The organism is Azospirillum cavernae (assembly GCF_003590795.1).
Taxonomy (GTDB): domain Bacteria; phylum Pseudomonadota; class Alphaproteobacteria; order Azospirillales; family Azospirillaceae; genus Azospirillum; species Azospirillum cavernae.
Genome location: NZ_QYUL01000002.1, coordinates 1,206,685 through 1,222,771 on the forward strand (window position 1 = coordinate 1,206,685; position 16,087 = coordinate 1,222,771).

Sequence of the window (16,087 nt, forward strand, 5' to 3'; positions counted from 1 at the left end):
TGATCCAGAGTATTGGATATACGGAGGATATACAAGGATTGCACCCTCATAACATTTGACAAGCACGCCTTGCCGAATCCATCATCCCCGCATGCGCACGCACCCGGTCCTCCGCAGCACCGCGACTACCACCACGACCGCCACCGGCGGACGTTGGAGGATGCGCGCCTAAGCTGACGCGCCGGTTTCCAAACGCCCCGCCGACCATCGGATCGGGGCGTCTGTCAGAAGCTCCGTTCCGTCTTTCCTCCAAACGGAATGTCGAGTCCTGACCCATGAACGATCCCAATCCGCCTGATGAGGCTTCCGCGTTGAGCGCCGCCGCGCTTGACAGCCCCCCGCCTCCCATTGGAAGTTTCGCGCTCCCGGCCCAAAACCGGGATTCTTGCAACACACATGATACGGTGACTTCGGTGACGTCCAACATCGCCATCACGCTGCCCGACGGCAGCGTCCGGGAGTTCGACCGGCCGGTGACGGGGGCGGAAATCGCCTTCTCCATCGGGCCGCGCCTCGCGAAAGACGCTCTTGCGGTCAAGATCGACGGGCAGGTTCTGGACCTCACCACCACCGTCTCCGGCAACGCGAAGATCGAAATCGTCACGCGCAACCACCCCGACGCCATCGAGGTGATCCGTCACGACGCCGCCCATGTGCTGGCCGACGCGGTGCAAAAGCTCTATCCCGGCACGCAGGTGACGATTGGTCCGTCGATCGCCACCGGCTTCTATTACGATTTCGCCCGTGACGAGCCGTTCACGCCCGATGATCTGGAAAAGATCGAAGCGAAGATGCGCGAACTGGTCGCCGCCGACATTCCCATCGTCCGCGAGGTGTGGAACCGCGACGACGCCATCGCCTATTTCAAGAATCTGGGCGAGCATTACAAGGCCGAACTGATCGAGGCGATCCCGCAGGGCGAGCCGGTGTCGGTCTACCGCCAGGGCGACTGGCTGGATCTGTGCCGTGGCCCGCACGCGCCGACCACGGGCAAGATCGGCAACGGCTTCAAGCTGATGAAGGTGGCCGGAGCCTATTGGCGCGGCGACAGCCGCAACCCGATGCTTCAGCGCATCTACGGCACGGCGTGGCGCGACGAGAAGGAGTTGAAGGCCTATCTGCACCAGATCGAGGAGGCCGAGAAGCGCGATCACCGCAAGCTCGGCAAGGAACTCGACCTGTTCCATGTGCAGGAGGAGGCCGTCGGTTCGGTGTTCTGGCATCCCAAGGGCTGGACGCTGTACCGGACGCTGGAAACCTACATCCGCACCAAGCTGCAAGCCGCTGGCTACGTCGAGGTGAAGACGCCGCAGTTGATCGACAGCTCGCTGTTCAAGGCGTCGGGCCACTGGGACATGTATGGCGACAACATGTTCAAGGTCGAGGCGGACGAGGGGGAAAAGATCCTCGGCGTCAAGCCGATGAACTGCCCCGGCCATGTGCAGATCTTCAAGCACGGCCTGCGCTCTTACCGCGATCTGCCGATCCGCATGGCCGAATTCGGGGCCTGCCACCGCAACGAGCCGTCGGGCGCGCTGCACGGCATCATGCGCGTGCGCGCCTTCACCCAGGACGACGCGCACATCTTCTGCACCGAAGATCAGGTGTCGAGCGAGTCGGCGGAGTATTTCAAGCTCCAACTCGGCGTCTACAAGGATCTCGGTTTCGACAAGATCTCGGTCAAGCTGGCGCTCCGTCCCGACGTGCGCACCGGCTCGGACGAGCTGTGGGACCGCGCCGAGGGCGCGCTGGCCGAGGCGCTGCGCGCCGCCGGTCTGGAGTATGAGGAGCTGCCGGGTGAGGGCGCCTTCTATGGCCCGAAGGTGGAATTCCACCTGACCGACGCCATCGGGCGCACCTGGCAGTGCGGCACCTTGCAGTATGATCCGAATCTGCCGAACCGGCTCGACGCCAGCTACATCGGCGAGGATGGCGCGCGCCACCGCCCGATCATGCTGCACCGGGCGATTCTCGGGTCGATGGAGCGCTTCATCGGCATGCTGATCGAGCATTACGCCGGGAAGTTCCCGCTGTGGCTCGCCCCGGTCCAGGTGGTGGTGACGACGATCACCAGCGAGGCCGATGATTACGCCGCCGAGGTGGCCAATCTGCTGAAGCGCCGTGGGGTTCGGGTCGAACTCGACGTCCGCAACGAGAAGATCAACCTGAAGGTCCGCGAGCACAGCCTGAAAAAGGTGCCGCTGATGCTGGTGGTCGGCAAGCGCGAGGCCGAAGAGCGCACCGTGGCCCTGCGCGTGCTGGGCGGCAAGGATCAAGAGGTTCTGGCGCTCGACGCCGCCCTTGCCAAAATCACCGCCGACACCCGGTCGCCCGCTGGCGATCTGGTCGCCGATTCGGCGTTTTAATCGACCGAGTCAGACCGACCGAAGTCAGACTGACGACGCCCGCCCGACCGTTCCAGGGAACGGTCGGGCGGGCGCGGTTTTATCTCCCGGATGCGGTCAGTGGTTGGCCGTCACCGCATCGGCGTGTCGTTGACCACGGCGACGCGGCATCCCTTTTGTGTGTGCTTGGCGCAATTCTCCAACGCCAATTGCCGGGCCAGCGCCTGATCGCGCTGGCCGGATTTCCAGCCAAAGGCGCCGTCGGGCGACACCGCGAACGCCTTGTGATCCGGCGCGGCGAGGTAATCAGCGAAGCCCTGGCGGTTGCGTTCCCCCAATTCCGGCGGTGGGGCCAGTTTGGATTCGGGCAGGGCGATCAACGTCTTGCGCGGGGCCAGATTGTGGGCGGTCAGGAAGCGGTCCACATAGGGCGTCCACAGCGGGATGGCGGCGGAAAACAGGAAATGGCCGTCCTTGCCGTTGGCCGGGGCGTCAATGAATTCCGCCTTGCCGCCGGACGCGGTGAAGGCGGCGTGGAAGCGGTGGGCCAATTCCGGGCCGAAAAACAGGTCGTTCTCCGCGTAGATCCACAGATTGGGCGCCCGCGCGGTGCGGCCGAAGACGCCGAAGGCGGCGACCAGACGGTCGGAGGTGCAGACGTCGTTGTCGCCGCGCGACCCGCGCCCCCCGGCGAAGCTGATGACCGCCGCCAAACCCGGCGGCGGGTTGGCGCTGAGCGCCACGCTGGCCAAGCCCCCCGCCGACACGCCAACGGCGATGATTCGCGAGGCGTCGGCGAAGGGCTGTTGGGCCATGAAGCGGATCGCCTGCCGGATGTCTTCGGCGCTGCGCTCGCCCGATTGGAGATAGTTGGGGTTGTCGCAGGCCCCGTTGCTTTCGACGAAGCCGCCGCCCGACCCGCCATAGCCGCGCCGCATGACGATCAGCGTCGCCCAGCCGCGCCGGGCGAATTCCTGCGCCTGGGGGGCCAACCGCAGCGGCGTCATGGTCGCCCGTTCCGCCGCGTCGCGCGGCGAGCCATGGCTGACGATGGCGATGGGGAACGGCCCCGGCCCGGTCGGGCGGATCAGCAGCCCTTCCAGCGTCAACGCGGTTCCGTCGCTGTACCGGACTGGGACGGGTTGCAAGGTCTGGGTCAGCCCCTGCGCGCACGCGGGGGCCGCCGTCGCGACGGCTGTGCAGACCAGCAGAAGAAAGAGCGCAAGGCGGCGCAGAAACATGGGCGGTCGTCCTGAAGCGGCGTGGTTTCGCGCACCAGCCTGCGGCGGCATTCGGCCCTCGTCAATGTCCCAACGTCACCGCTCTTGCGTCACCGCTCCGGCTTTGCGGCGAGCAACGCCGCGCCGACATAACCGATCATCCGGTTCCGCCGCGCCACCCGATACCAGGAGCCGCTGACGTCCTGGATGGTGACGCGCTCGCCCGCGTCCAGCACGTCGAGCACCTTGGCGTCGCAAACGGGCGCGACCCGCAGATTGGCGTCCGCCGTCACGCGCGCGCGGCTGCCGACCGGCAGCATGGCCCGCTGCTTGGGCGGCGACAGATCGTCGGGCAGCGCGCAGCCCCGGTCGCCCCGCGCGGCCTTGGCGTAGGAGGATGGGACGCTGGGCGCGGATGCGGGCGTGTCGCCGTTCGCGGACGGCTTTGCGGGTTGGGCGCCGGTCAGATAGTCGGCGGCGATGTAGCCGATGCTCTTGCCCTTGCGGCCAACCTGCACCCAACCGTCGGGGGCCGCGCCCACCACCTCCAATTTTTCGCCGCGATCCAGCGCGTCGATCACCCGCCCCTTGCTGTTGGGGGTGGCGCGCAGATACACCCCGGCGGTGGTGACGACGGTGCGGCGGCTGTCGGCTTTTGTTGGAATCGGGGGCGTGGCCTTGACCGTTTCGCTTTGAGGCGGATCGGTCGGCGCGGGCGCCGAATCGGACGCTGGCGCAGCCTCCACTGGCGGTGGCGGTGGAACGTTCGGCGGTGGCGGCGGCTCCGCCGGTTTGACGACGGGCGGGGCTTCGGTCTGAACGGCGGGGGGCGGAGTGGGCGGTTTGGCGGCGCTGGCGGTCGGCTTGACCGTTGGGGGTTTTGGCGGCGCGCCCGGCGTCCGCACCGGGGACAGGGGGCGGGCCACCTGCGGCGGGGCGGCGGGGTATGGGTTGAGCGTGACGTCGCCCAGCGGGGTCAGACGCGGCAGAGCCGCCGAGGGCGGCGGGGCCGGGGTGACGCGTTCCTCCGCCGACGCGGCGGCGTTGGCGATTCCCGGAACGGCCCCCAGAATCGCCCCCAGAATCGCCAAAGACAGCGCCAGCAGTGCGGTTGTGGCCTTCGCCGCCATCACGGCCTCATCCTCAATCCAGGGTGATCCGGGCGATCAGCGTCGGCAGAGTCTGGCACCGCAGCAGCCCGTCCAGCGTCTGATGCTCGCTCAACCGCAAGGACAGCGCGCAGCCGAAGGAGCTGAGGGTCAATTCGGTCTGGGCCAGCGACCCGATGAGGGTGGAGGATTTGGCGATGCTGTAGCCGGGCGCGCCCATCCGTCCGGCGATGGCGCCGTTGACCGGGGTGAAGCCGTCGATCTCCACCGTGAACGGTCCCAGATTTTGCAACACGGTTTCCGAGTTGGCGTCTTCCTTGGTGGCGAAGAGCTGCACCGGGATGGCGCGGCGGCGGGCGAGCCAATCCTTCAGCGCCAGATTGCCCAGCAGCGGATCGCGGCTTTGCAACGCCGCCTCGCTCGCCATCTGGCGCAGCGCCGGGTCGTTGCCGCCCAACGCGGCCTCATAGGCGGCGATCTTGACCGCGCGGTCCGACCCCAACAGCTTGGCCCGCAGATCGGTGATCTGAGCGGCGCGCGCTTCGGCGGCGCGGCGTTCCTTGTCGGCCCGTTCCGCCGCGATCTTCGCCGCCGCGTCGTGCTGAACCAACCACTCCTCATCCCGCGCGCGGCGGGCGGCTTCGTCGGCGGCGCGCTGCTGGGCGTCACGGTCGAGCTGTTCGCGCAGGCTCTGCGCCTCGGGCGTGCCAAGCACGACGGGCTGGCCCGGCCATTCGTCGGCGGGCTTGCCAAGGCCGTCGAGGATCTCGGGGTTTTGCGGGGTGAAGCGCACGGTCCAGCCGCTGGCGCTGCGGGTGGCGACGGCCTTGGCGTTCAGGGTCTTTTCCAGCCCCTCGACGGCGACCGGGCGCAGGAACGTCACCGGGCCTTCGCGGCTGTCGATCAGGTAGGTCGGCTTGCCCAGCGTCAAGCCCAGCGTCAGCTTGGCGGCAGCGCGTTGATCGGCGGGCTTGCTGTCCTTGGCGGAGGTCGGCGGCGGCGGCGCCACGTCCAGCGTCACCGAGTCGAGGCGCCAGGGCGACGGGACCAGCCGGGACAGCTCGTTGCGGATCGCCTCTTCGGCGGAGAGTTCGGCGGCGTGGGCCGGGGGAATCGCGAAGGCCGCCGGTATGATCGCCGCCGCGCCGCCGACCATCAGCGCCAGCGCCAGCGTTGCCGCGAATCGTTCCTCCGCCGGTCGCACCATCACCCCATCCCCTCCCGCCGGGTCGTCACAATCAAGCCACTGGTATAGCGAAGCGAATGGGAAGGGAAGCGGGTTTTGCCGGGGCCGTATCGGACATACGCCGGGCAGAGTTTCGCTGAGCGGCGCTGCGGCGCTGATATACCGCGACCAGCGGTCGAAATTGGCTTTGATGGCACACGCCACTTGCAATATCCTCACACAAATGGATGTATGTCCGCCTGAGGGGATGGCGGATTCGCAACGGATGGGGATCAGGACGTCACATGGCGGGTACAGGCGGGGGTAAGGAAGGGCCGATCCTGGTCTGCCGCAACGTGAAGGTCAGCGGTCGCCGCACCAGCTTGCGGATGGAGCCGTATATTTGGGACTCGCTGAAGGAAATCTGCGAGCGCGAACGGCTGACTCTCAACGAAATTTGCACGCAGATCGACGGTCGCCGGGGGGAAGCCAATCTGACGGCGTCCATCCGTGTTTTCATCGTCAGCTATTACCGCACGGCCATCGGCAACCGGGGCTTCGCGGAAGACGGGCCGTCGCCCATTTTGCGCCGGGCGCTGGACGACGCGGTGCCTTTGGAGGATTGACGGGGGCAGGCTCAGCGCGATTTAGGCGGCGCTGTTCCGTTGAGAGTCGTCACGCTGGAGGACGTCCGCGCCAGCCCGTGGACGCTGGAAAAGGCGACAGCGTTCAACGCCATGGGGCCGGATCTGCTCTTTAATCGCGCGATTTTTGACTCCGTCGGCCCGCTGGCGTCGGTCTGGCGCCAGCGGGACGAACGGACGACCGTTCAGACCGTCGATCAGGGCTTGTAGTTGCGGAAGGCCGACGTCTTCTTGAACGGAGTCGGCGATTCCGGCGCCTTCACATTGTCACCCAGAGCAAAGCTGAAATCCTGCCCGATGGTGGCGGCGAAGGCGTGGCAACCGGCGCACCCGCCCATGCGGATCGGCTTTTCCAGGAAACCGAGATTGGCGGCCTGGAAGGGCAGGAGCCGAGTGTTGTAATAATCGACCAAAGCGTCGGGGAAATGGTGGATTTTGTTGGCGGGCACGCCCCTCTTCAGGTCGCCGGTGAACATGCCCAGCGAATAATCGGTTTCGATGGTCGAATTGGCCAGATAATAGGACGCGGTGCTGCTGAAGCGGGCGTTGTCCTTGCTGTCGAAATCGACCGGAGTCGCCTGGACGTTGATCAGCTTGTAATAGAGCCAGGGCGAATTGGTCTTTCCGGTCTTGGCAAGATTCTCGCGGATGGCGCTGTGGGCGCTGTCGTTGATCGCGGCGATTTCCTTGGGGATGGCGTGCCAGCGGCTGTTGACGCAGATGGCGCCGTCCGACGGCATGGTGTGGTATTTGGGGTTTTCGCGGAAGAACAGGCGGGCGCCCGGCGTGGCGCAATACTCGCCGTTCTTGGTGACGATTGGCGTCAAGACATTGGGGTTCGAGGTCAGTTCCGGTGAGGTCGGGGTGGGGCCGGAACCGGGGTTGATGATGTTCCCGTTGGCGTCTTCGGTCGGCTTTCCATCGGCGGTCAGGATGTTGTCGGCCTGTTCGAAGGTGGACCAGATCCCCCAGGGAGCCGCAGCGGTGAAGGAGATCAGATGCATCCCCACCAGACCCCAACGGTCTTCGCGCCAGCAGGGGGCGTTGTCCTCAACCTCAAAATAGCGGACGGGGGCCTGGAAGAATCGGCCGGAGGCGGCTTCCTTTTCGGTCAGCGGTCGCCACGACATCTTCACCTCGACCGAAGACGTCTTGTTCTCTGCGCTTGAGGGCGCGCCCTGATTGGCGGGGGCGAACGGGGCGGCGAAATCAACGTAGGGCGACGGCGGGTTCTGGGTTTGGCCGCTGGCAAGCGCCTTGACGTAGTTGGCCGACGCGACGCTCAACGCCGATTGGGAGCCAGAGTACCAATATTGATTTTGCACAATGTTGCTGTAGACGTCCTGATTCATCTTCACGCCGTAACGGATCAGTTGCGGCTGGCTGTTCGTCTTGGTGGGCGTGGCGGGCAGGACGCCAGCGAAGGTCTGGTTGTTGCCGATCTGGGTGGTCTCGTCCAGCACGGTCCAGGCGGGGGTCTGCACCGGCTCCTGACCCTTGCAGGCCCTGACCTGACCGTCGGCAGTCTTCACGCCCTCGGGGGAGTAGACGTAGACCGGGGCTTGGTCATAGCCAAAGCGCGGCCCGTTGGTCGGTTTGCCGTCCTTGAGCGTCACGCCATGGGGGGCTTGCGTCGGCGAACCGTTGCCGGGGTAAAGCTCGACCTTCGAGCGCATGGTCTCCCACACCCGCGCGCCAGGATCGCCAAAATTCTTGGTCTTGTCGGGGGCGTCGCGCGTGTCCGATTGCGCGGGCCAGTTCAGGGCGATCAAGGCCTTCCAGGCATAGGCCGCGCCAGCGTCCATGTCGACGCCGCCCGTGCTGCCGTCGCCGCAGGGGTAGGGCATCTCGTAGGTGACGGGAATGCCCATCGGACATTTCTTGGTTTCCTGAGCCAAAGCCGGATTGGCGGCCAGACAGGCGGTCAGTGCGGCGGCGGGCAGGCCGCAATGCATCCAAAGGCGTGCGTTCATTGTCAACATGTCCCCCATTGCGAAACGCCGCAGAGTTCTGCGTCCCTTGATTTGGTTTTTTGCAACGGGGATGCGTCAAGGTGGCGGCAAAATTTGAATCAATGTGAAAAAGAGAAAAACAATTGTTTCTATCAATCAATAATTATGACAACCCATTGACGGGCATAGGAAAAAGGCCCGCGCGTCGCCGCGCAGGCCATCATGCAAACAATTTTTGGGGGCAGTTTGACCCACCCCTTACCAGCGCAGGCTGGGAACCGCGTAGGTTGGCGTGTGCCCGACCGCGTCGGCGACGGCTTGGAGCTTGGCCGCATCGACCGACTCGCCCCAGGCGGCGCCGCCCAACTCCTCCTGGTGGATGCCCGCCGTGACCAGCGCCACGTCCAGACCGGCGGCGTTGGCCCCCGCCACGTCGGTGCGCAGGCTGTCGCCCACCGCCAGGATGCGGCGCTTGTCGGTGATCCCCATCAGCGACAGGCAGCGGTCATAGACCGAGGCGTAGGGCTTGCCGTGCTGCGTCACGTCGCCGCCCATCTCGTCATAGCGCGCGGCCAGTGTTCCGGCGCAGATCACCATTTGCGGGCCGACCATCACGATCAAATCGGGGTTGGCGCAGATCATCGGCAGGCGGGCGCGCAGGCAGGCGTCCAACTGCGGCTGGTAGTCGGCCAGCGTTTCTCCGAACACGACGATGCCGGTGTTCAGGACGAAATCGGCGTCTTCCGGCGCGGCGGCGACGCTGTAGCCCAACCCGTCATAGACGTCGGCGTCGCGCTCCGGCCCGATGTGATACAGCCGCCGCCCCAGCCGGGCGTGCCACGGGTCGGCGCGGTCGCGCAGCGCCTCATAGGTCGCCTCGCCCGAGGTCATCACATGGTGGTAACGGTCGCGGCCCAGCCCCATGCCCGCCAGCTTGGCGATCACCCCATCGGTGCGGCGCGGCGCGTTGGACAGCAGGCACAGCGTCTTGCCCGCCGCGTTCATGCGGTCCAGGCAATCGGGAACGCCGGGATAGGCGCGTTCCCCGTCATGCAGCACCCCCCAAAGATCAAGGATGAAGCCGTCATACTGGTCGATGACGCTGCTGATGCCGGGGATCTGTCGAATGGCGGCCATGATGTCCGGTGAAAGTGAGGATGGAGAGAGGGGTTAGAGCAGCTCGGCGTAAACGCCCAGCGTGTCGGCGCACATGCGCTCGCGGGTGTAGCGGTCGGCGACGAAGGCCTGGGCGCGGGCGCCGATGGCGTCGCGCTGGTCGGGCGTCAGCGACAGGGCTTCGCGCAGGGCGTTGGCCAGCGCGTCGGCATCGTCGGGCGGCACCACCCAGGCGGTTTCGCCCGGCATCACGGTTTCCTGATAGGCCCCGATGGCCGAGACGATCACCGGCTTGCCCATCGCCTGCGCCTCGACGATCACCCGCCCGAAGGCTTCCGGCTCGCGCGAGGCCGAAACGACGACGGTGGACAGCAGATAGGCGGCGGCCATGTCGCTGCAATGGTCGGTCATCACCACGACGTTGCCCAGCCCCGCCCGCGCGATTCGGCTTTCCAACTCGCGCCGGTAGCCCGAACGGCCCTGGTCGGAGCCGACCAGCAGGCAGACGACGTCCTTGCGCCCCAGCTTTTCCAACGCCTCGATCAACACGGTCTGGCCCTTCCAGCGGGTCAGCCGGGCGGGCAGCAGGATCACCGGGCGGTCGGCGGGCAGATGCCACTGTCGCGTCAACTGAATCAGGCGGGCCGAACTGACCCGGTCGGGGGCGAAGACCGCCCGGTCGATGCCGCGATGGATGGTGCGGATGTTGGCCGGGTCGGTCTCGTAATTCTCCAGAATGTGGCGGCGCACGAAATCGGAAATGGCGATCACCCGCTCGCCCCGCGCCATCACCGAATTGTACCAGCGCTTCATCCCGCTGCCGATGTTGTAGGGCGCGTGGAAGGTGGTCATGAAGCGCGCGCCGGTGTCGCGGCAGGCCATCCAGGCGCTCCAGGCCGGGGCGCGCGAGCGGGCGTGGACGATGTCCACCTTGCGCTCCGCGATGATCGCCGCCAGCTTGCGGGCGTTCTTGCGGATGGTCAGCGGGTTTTTCGAGGCCAACGGCAAGGTGATGTGGCGGATCCCGGCGCGGTCCAATTCCCGCACCATCGCCCCGCCTTGCGAGGCGACCAGCGGCGTGCCGCCCGCCTCGGCCAACGCCAGCGCCATGTCGATGCAGCCGCGTTCGGCCCCGCCGGTGATGAGCGTCGGCACGACTTGCAGCACCGTCGGCGCCCGCCCGCCCGGCCAAAAATCGTGGAACGCCGGGGCGTCGTTGAATGCGGGGGCGTCGGTGGTAAATTGCGGTTCGCGTTCCATGGTGCCGGCGCTGGGAAAGAGTCGGCCCGATCCGTCCACGAGAGCTTCGTCCATGGGTGTCCATATGACCGAAACCGCAGCCGCCACGGGCGGCGCGCACCATAGCCTAAGGCGCGGCGCCGCGACCATAGCCTATCATCACACCCCCGCCGCCCGTCGCGCACATGACGGCGGCGAACATGACGGCGGCGCATTGCCGGGAATCCTGTTCCTGGGCGGCTTCATGTCGGACATGACGGGCGGCAAGGCGACGGCGCTGGAAGCCTGGGCGGTTGGGCAGGGGCTGGCCTTCACCCGTTTCGACTATCAGGGCCATGGCGCGTCGAGCGGGCGATTCGCCGACGGCACCATCGGGCTGTGGGCCGACGACGCGGTGGAGGTGCTGGACCGGGTGACGAGCGGGCCGCAGATCCTCGTCGGCTCCTCGATGGGCGGTTGGATGATGCTGCTGACCGCGCTGCGGCGGCCCGAGCGGGTGGCGGGTCTGGTCGGAATCGCCCCGGCCCCCGACTTCACCGAGGATCTGATGTGGGATCTCTTCGATCCCGCCATCCGCCGCGCCATCACCGACGACGGCGTTTGGCTGCGCCCGTCGGAGTACGGCCCAGACCCGCAACCGATCACCCACGCCCTGATCGAGGATGGCCGCAACCATCTGCTGCTGCGCGGCCCCATTCCCTTCACCGGCCCGACGCGCCTGCTGCACGGCCAGCGCGACCCCGACGTGCCCTGGCAGGTCAGCCTGTCGCTGGCCGCCGCCCTGACCGGCGACGACGTGCGGGTGACTCTGGTCAAGGACGGCGACCACCGCCTGTCCCGCCCGCAGGATCTGGCGCTGCTCTGCCGCACGGTCGGCGATCTGGTCCGCGATCTGGCCGGGGCGTCCAGCCTTTCGACCGAGGTTTGAAAAAAAAGCGCAAAGCGGCGACGAAGGGCTTGCGCCCCGCCGCCACCCTGGCTATAACGCCGTCCTCCGGGGAGGGGTGGCCGAGCGGTTGAAGGCGCACGCCTGGAAAGTGTGTATACGTCAAAAGCGTATCGAGGGTTCGAATCCCTCTCCCTCCGCCACTGAACGCATGGGCTTCCAACCCATCAAAAAGGCTCAGCCAGCTTGGCTGGGCCTTTTTGCTGTCACACGCACGTTTCCCACACACGGTCAGGTAATTCGCCATTACTTCGATGGACCGATGCGAGAGATCTTCGTCGACAAGATGGCGGAGACCATGACCCGGCTTGTCTTTCCTCACGTAAGATTAGGCAACAAGCTGTTTATCCGGGTCTATTATCCGCCGACGGCACGATGGTCTACGACATCGCGGATCGCGCCGCCGGAACTCTGTCCCTTGCCGCTGGTGTCTTGAATTTTCTGTCCGCGTCTAGGCGGTCGGCACCGTTCCACCGTCGATGACATATTCCGTGCCGGTGATCGCGCTTGCCCGAGGCGAGACTAGGAAAGCGATCAGATCGGCGACCTCGCGCGGGGTTGCTGGCCGCCCCAGGGGAATGCCGCCCAGCCCTTGCATGACGATGGCCTTGCCGCCGTCGTAATCCGTACCGGCTTCGGCGGACAGGCGTTCAACGAAGCTGACGGCGGCCTCCGTCTCGATCCAGCCCGGTGAGACCCGAACCACCCGAACGCCCTTGGGCGTCACCTCTTTCGACAGGCTCTTGCTGTAGGTCGAGAGCGCCGCCTTGGCGGCCGCATAGGCGGTTGTCGATTGTGGCAACGGCAGTTGGTTCTGAATCGATGTGACGTGGATGACGACGCCCGAGCCTTGCGCGATCATCGACGGCAGGAGCGCGCGATCAAGCCGGACCGCCGGCATAAGATTGTGGTTCAGTTCCTGTTGCCAGATGTCGTCGTCGAGGACGGCAAAGCCGCCGGGCGGCGCGCTCGAACCGCCCATCACGTTGACGATGATGTCCACGCCGCCAAGCTCGTCGAGAACGCCCTTGGCGACCCGCGCGCAGCCATCCGCCGTGGTCAGATCGGCGGCGATGTAGGAAACGCCGTCCGCCGATGTTTCGGGAACCACGCGGGCGGTCGTCACGATCCGGACACCGGCTGACCGCAGGACGTCCACCACGGACGCTCCAACGCCTTTCGTGCCGCCCGTGACCAGGGCGCGGCGGCCCTGCAAGTCGAGATCGAAGCTCACAGCGTGATCTCCAATCGGGCGATCTTGTCCCCATTGACGGTGAACGCGTAACGCAGGTCGACCGGGCTGCCCGGGAAATTGCCGGTCACACGGCTGGTGACGATGGTCCGGTCTTCGTCTTGCGCCATGGCGAAGGGTTCGCTGACATAGGTGTATTGGCTGGAGGCTTCCGTCTTCCAACGGTGAATCGCCGCGCGTCCCGCATGGATCTTCCCCTCGTCCTTGACGGTCGCGGTTTCGCTGAAGCACGCGGCGACGGACGCGCGCTCGGCGCTGTCCGCCGCGAAATAGGCGGCAATGGGCTGTGGCAGGAGTATGGACATCGGCGTTTCCTTCGCGATCATTGGCGCCATCACGATGGTGGCGTTGCACCCCGCCAAAGCTCGTTCTAAACTCCGGAAATGACAAGAACCGACGAAAAAGTAAGGTACTCACCAGAAGGTAAGCACGTTTCCGGCTACACGCGGGAAACGGCGGCTGATGGCGTCGAACAAGCGCTCAAACGGCTCGAAGGCCGCTGGAAACTCACGATCCTCTTCCATCTGTTCGGCGGGCGGATCTTGCGCTTCTCGGATTTGGAACGGGCGATCCCAGCGGTGTCGCAGAAGATGCTCATCCAACAACTGCGGCAGATGGAGGCGGATGGCATCGTCCGCCGCATCGTTCATCATCAGGTGCCGCCGAAGGTTGAATACGCGCTGACCGATTGGGGACAGGCGCTGTGTCCGGCCCTTGACGCGCTGTTGACCTGGGCCGCCCAAAGAGACTCGAATGGCGTGGCTCCTGCGGCGGCTGAAAGCCACCCGACCGAGGGCTAACGACCGCTCGGTCAAGCGGCTCGCCACGAGGCTCCTGGTTGGGAAAATCGGCTGCTGCGACGCCATGCCTCCCTCCATGTCGCCCGCGAAATCCTGTGTTTTTGAATCGTGATGGAACCGACATCGCCCTGACATTGGGCGAGCGTATCACGATGGAGCGTGATAGCATTGTTCGCGTGACTGATTGTTTGGGGGTTCGTACATCATGGGATTCACGATCGCGATCAACGCTTGGGGCGTTCACACCGTTTTGCATCGGGCCATGGCGGCGGCTGAGCTTCAGCGCTGGGACGCCGAATGGCGGGCGGCGGTTGAGTCTTGCGGCGGGCGGCGGGCGGTTGGGCTGGTCGCGGATCTGCGCGGGCTGACCGGCGCCGACGGCGAGGCCGTGATGGCGCAGGTCGCGCCGCTGCTGTTCGCCCCGCTTGGGCGGGCGGATGTGGAGCGGTGCGCGGTTCTCGTCGCCGACGCGGCGCAGGCGGATCGTTTCGGCCAGATCGCGGGCGGGCTGGACCCCAGCCGCAAGGTTCGCGTTTTGGCGGTCGAAGGGCGGGACCGGGTGCAGATCGCGGCGGCTTATGGCTGGGCCTTGAACGGTGCCGAGCCGACGCTGGCGCAACGTCTGCCGGGCGGCGCGCTGGTGCGTTTGGCCAAGACCGCGCGTCCGCTCCATCGCGACCATCACGCGCCGTTGCGCCGCGCCTCCTGATTCATCGCCGGAGTCGGGCGCCTCAAGGCCGGTCGCGGCAGGGCAGGGCGGCGTCGCTGGCGCAGCCCCGGTCGCCGTCCAGACGCGGGCGCAGAATCAGGGCCGGGCGCGTCGCGCGACCGCTGGCGTCGGTGAAGGACAGGCGGATCAAGCGGGGCAGGTCGCGCGGCGCGGTCCAGCGGTCGAGCCAGCGCGCGCCGTCATGGTAGGAAAAGCGCATCGCGGCGGCGCTCTCATACAGGCTGACCGCGTGGTCGGCGGGTTCGATCACCCGCAGGCCGGGATCGGTGACGAGCCGGTGCTCGCGGTGAATCAGGCGGGAACCGCCGCCCTCCAGCGCTTCGATGTGGAACAGGGCGTAGCGCAGCGGCGGGCCGGGCTGTTGCGATTCGGCGGGCGTTGACAGAATCGGCCCGGCCAGACGGTCGGCCTCGCCCAGAAAAACAAATTGGCTGTCGGCCCCCCAGCCGACGGACAGGGGAAACAGCCGCTCGCCCCGGCAGCGCAGGACGTCGGCGGCAAGGCTGTAGGACGACAGCTCGGTCGCCGTCGCGGCGGCGCGGTCAAAGCCCCGGCTGGCGAAGCGCACGCCACCGCCGACCGCCGTCATCACCAGCCCCAGCACCATCAAAACGGCCAGCAGCTCCAGCAGGGTGAACCCGGCTTGATCGGTCTTCGCGCGCTGGGCGGCGGGGCGGGTCATGAGCGGCGGCCCAAGCGGACGGAGCGCAGCTCGTAGCGCGGCCCATCCGCGCCGAAGACGGTGATCTGAATCGCCAGCGGCTCGAAGCCGCTGCGGGTGGTTCCGGCGAAATCGGGGTGATTCAGCGGGCGGGCCGTCGCCTGCCAACGAACGCCGTCCAGCTCGCCCGACCAGGAACCGGCGCCCGCCTCGCGCGCCGTCACCAGGGCCAACACCGAATCGGCGACCAGCATCGACCGGCTGGCGTCCTCCGCGCGCTCCAACGCCGCCAAGCCCTGGCGCTGAACCCGCAAGGCGGCGCCGAGAACGATGGCGAGAATGGCGACGGCGGCCAGAACCTCGATCAGGCTGAAGCCCTGTTGGCGGTTGGGTTGGCGGTTGGCGGGGGGCGACGTCACGCCGGATCACGCAGGATGCGGGTGCGTCCGGTCAGCCAATCGACGCGGATGGTCATCGCGCCCGCCCGGTTGGCGACGCGCAACTCCCCGCCCGGCGATCCGCCATCGGGGCGGAAGCGGATCTCGCCGCGCCCGGCGTTTCCAGCGCCGCCGGGCAGCACCGACCGGGCGTCGGTGGTCAGGGCGACGCGCAGGTCGGCGTCGAGGCTCCCCTCCAGCCTTTGCCCGGCGATGCCGAAGCGGCGGGCGGCGAGGTCCAGCGCGAAGGCGGCCTCGGCGTTGGTCAGCACGGCTTCGCTGCGGGCCAGCGCGATGGATCCGGCCAAAGCTTGGGCGGCGGCGCGCAGCCGCACGCCGTCCGATCCGCGCCCGGCGGCGGGCGGAACCAGCCCCAGCAGCAGCCCGGCGATGACCAGCACGACCAGCAGCTCCAGCAGGGTGAATCCGGCTTGCGTCCGGCGCGGGGGCATGATGTTTCCTTGAACCGCA

At 66.8% G+C, this 16,087-nt stretch carries 17 protein-coding genes and 1 tRNA gene; 7 read left to right on the forward strand and 11 right to left on the reverse strand.

The features are described from left to right. Positions 1-413 precede the first annotated feature (413 nt). Positions 414-2,366, forward strand: coding sequence for a threonine--tRNA ligase (gene thrS / locus D3877_RS17085; protein ID WP_199720831.1), 1,953 nt, complete (start codon positions 414-416; stop codon positions 2,364-2,366). Between the two features lie 110 nt (positions 2,367-2,476). On the opposite strand, the gene D3877_RS17090 is transcribed toward thrS, so the two are convergent. The 3 genes from D3877_RS17090 to D3877_RS17100 form a co-directional block, all read right to left on the reverse strand. Continuing rightward, a complete protein-coding gene (locus tag D3877_RS17090) occupies positions 2,477-3,586 on the reverse strand; it encodes a CocE/NonD family hydrolase (RefSeq protein WP_119831910.1) in 1,110 nt (369 codons plus the stop codon). Between the two features lie 89 nt (positions 3,587-3,675). Next, positions 3,676-4,695, reverse strand: coding sequence for an SH3 domain-containing protein (locus D3877_RS17095; protein WP_119831911.1), 1,020 nt, complete (start codon positions 4,693-4,695; stop codon positions 3,676-3,678). 13 nt (positions 4,696-4,708) lie between these two features. Continuing rightward, positions 4,709-5,881 carry a hypothetical protein gene (locus D3877_RS17100; protein ID WP_119831912.1) on the reverse strand — a complete coding sequence of 391 codons (1,173 nt, stop codon included), beginning with the start codon at positions 5,879-5,881 and terminating at the stop codon, positions 4,709-4,711. Positions 5,882-6,144: 263 nt separating this feature from the next. On the opposite strand from D3877_RS17100, the gene D3877_RS17105 reads away from it, so the two are divergent. Together D3877_RS17105 and D3877_RS29495 are read left to right on the forward strand one after the other, a co-directional pair. Next, positions 6,145-6,465 (forward strand): ribbon-helix-helix domain-containing protein, encoded by a 321-nt coding sequence (locus tag D3877_RS17105; protein WP_119831913.1) that lies wholly within the window; start codon positions 6,145-6,147, stop codon positions 6,463-6,465. Positions 6,466-6,504: 39 nt separating this feature from the next. Further along, entirely contained in the window at positions 6,505-6,693 is a 189-nt protein-coding gene (locus tag D3877_RS29495) for a hypothetical protein (protein ID WP_147395214.1), read from the forward strand. Here D3877_RS29495 and D3877_RS17110 read toward each other — a convergent pair. From D3877_RS17110 to D3877_RS17120, 3 genes are all read right to left on the reverse strand, one after another. Further along, positions 6,681-8,456: a hypothetical protein gene (locus D3877_RS17110; RefSeq protein ID WP_147395215.1), complete on the reverse strand. Its 1,776-nt coding sequence runs from the start codon at positions 8,454-8,456 to the stop codon at positions 6,681-6,683. The genes D3877_RS29495 and D3877_RS17110 overlap by 13 nt on opposite strands. A 237-nt stretch (positions 8,457-8,693) precedes the next feature. Continuing rightward, positions 8,694-9,572, reverse strand: coding sequence for a TIGR01459 family HAD-type hydrolase (locus D3877_RS17115; protein WP_119831915.1), 879 nt, complete (start codon positions 9,570-9,572; stop codon positions 8,694-8,696). Positions 9,573-9,605: 33 nt separating this feature from the next. After that, positions 9,606-10,811 carry a glycosyltransferase family 4 protein gene (locus D3877_RS17120; RefSeq protein ID WP_119832516.1) on the reverse strand — a complete coding sequence of 402 codons (1,206 nt, stop codon included), beginning with the start codon at positions 10,809-10,811 and terminating at the stop codon, positions 9,606-9,608. A 64-nt stretch (positions 10,812-10,875) separates the two neighbouring features. Between D3877_RS17120 and D3877_RS17125 the strand changes: the two genes are divergently transcribed. Then, positions 10,876-11,718, forward strand: a complete 843-nt coding sequence (locus D3877_RS17125) for an alpha/beta hydrolase (RefSeq protein WP_119831916.1) — start codon at positions 10,876-10,878, stop codon at positions 11,716-11,718. 70 nt (positions 11,719-11,788) lie between these two features. After that, a tRNA-Ser gene (locus tag D3877_RS17130) sits at positions 11,789-11,879 on the forward strand. Positions 11,880-12,187: 308 nt separating this feature from the next. Here D3877_RS17130 and D3877_RS17135 read toward each other — a convergent pair. Both D3877_RS17135 and D3877_RS17140 read right to left on the reverse strand, forming a co-directional pair. Next, a complete protein-coding gene (locus D3877_RS17135) occupies positions 12,188-12,970 on the reverse strand; it encodes an SDR family oxidoreductase (protein WP_119831917.1) in 783 nt (260 codons plus the stop codon). Beyond that, positions 12,967-13,293 carry a nuclear transport factor 2 family protein gene (locus tag D3877_RS17140; RefSeq protein ID WP_119832517.1) on the reverse strand — a complete coding sequence of 109 codons (327 nt, stop codon included), beginning with the start codon at positions 13,291-13,293 and terminating at the stop codon, positions 12,967-12,969. Before D3877_RS17140 ends, D3877_RS17135 begins: the two co-directional genes overlap by 4 nt. A gap of 78 nt (positions 13,294-13,371) precedes the next feature. Here D3877_RS17140 and D3877_RS17145 point away from each other — a divergent pair, with 78 nt between their 5' ends. After that, positions 13,372-13,788, forward strand: a complete 417-nt coding sequence (locus D3877_RS17145) for a winged helix-turn-helix transcriptional regulator (protein WP_119831918.1) — start codon at positions 13,372-13,374, stop codon at positions 13,786-13,788. Positions 13,789-13,993: 205 nt separating this feature from the next. Beyond that, positions 13,994-14,497 (forward strand): hypothetical protein, encoded by a 504-nt coding sequence (locus tag D3877_RS17150; protein ID WP_147395216.1) that lies wholly within the window; start codon positions 13,994-13,996, stop codon positions 14,495-14,497. Between the two features lie 22 nt (positions 14,498-14,519). Here the strand turns inward: D3877_RS17150 and D3877_RS17155 are convergent, their stop codons facing one another. Genes D3877_RS17155 through D3877_RS17165 form a run of 3 tightly spaced genes read right to left on the reverse strand, consistent with a single transcriptional unit; the run spans position 14,520 to position 16,068 of the window. After that, complete coding sequence (locus D3877_RS17155; RefSeq protein ID WP_119831920.1) at positions 14,520-15,200, reverse strand: type II secretion system protein; 681 nt, start codon at positions 15,198-15,200, stop codon at positions 14,520-14,522. After that, positions 15,197-15,598 carry a type IV pilus modification PilV family protein gene (locus D3877_RS17160; RefSeq protein ID WP_119831921.1) on the reverse strand — a complete coding sequence of 134 codons (402 nt, stop codon included), beginning with the start codon at positions 15,596-15,598 and terminating at the stop codon, positions 15,197-15,199. The genes D3877_RS17155 and D3877_RS17160 overlap by 4 nt, the downstream gene beginning before the upstream one ends. Next, the gene (locus D3877_RS17165) at positions 15,595-16,068 is read right to left on the reverse strand and encodes a GspH/FimT family pseudopilin (RefSeq protein ID WP_158599933.1); all 474 of its coding nucleotides are present in this window, start codon (positions 16,066-16,068) and stop codon (positions 15,595-15,597) included. Before D3877_RS17165 ends, D3877_RS17160 begins: the two co-directional genes overlap by 4 nt. Positions 16,069-16,087: the final 19 nt, after the last annotated feature.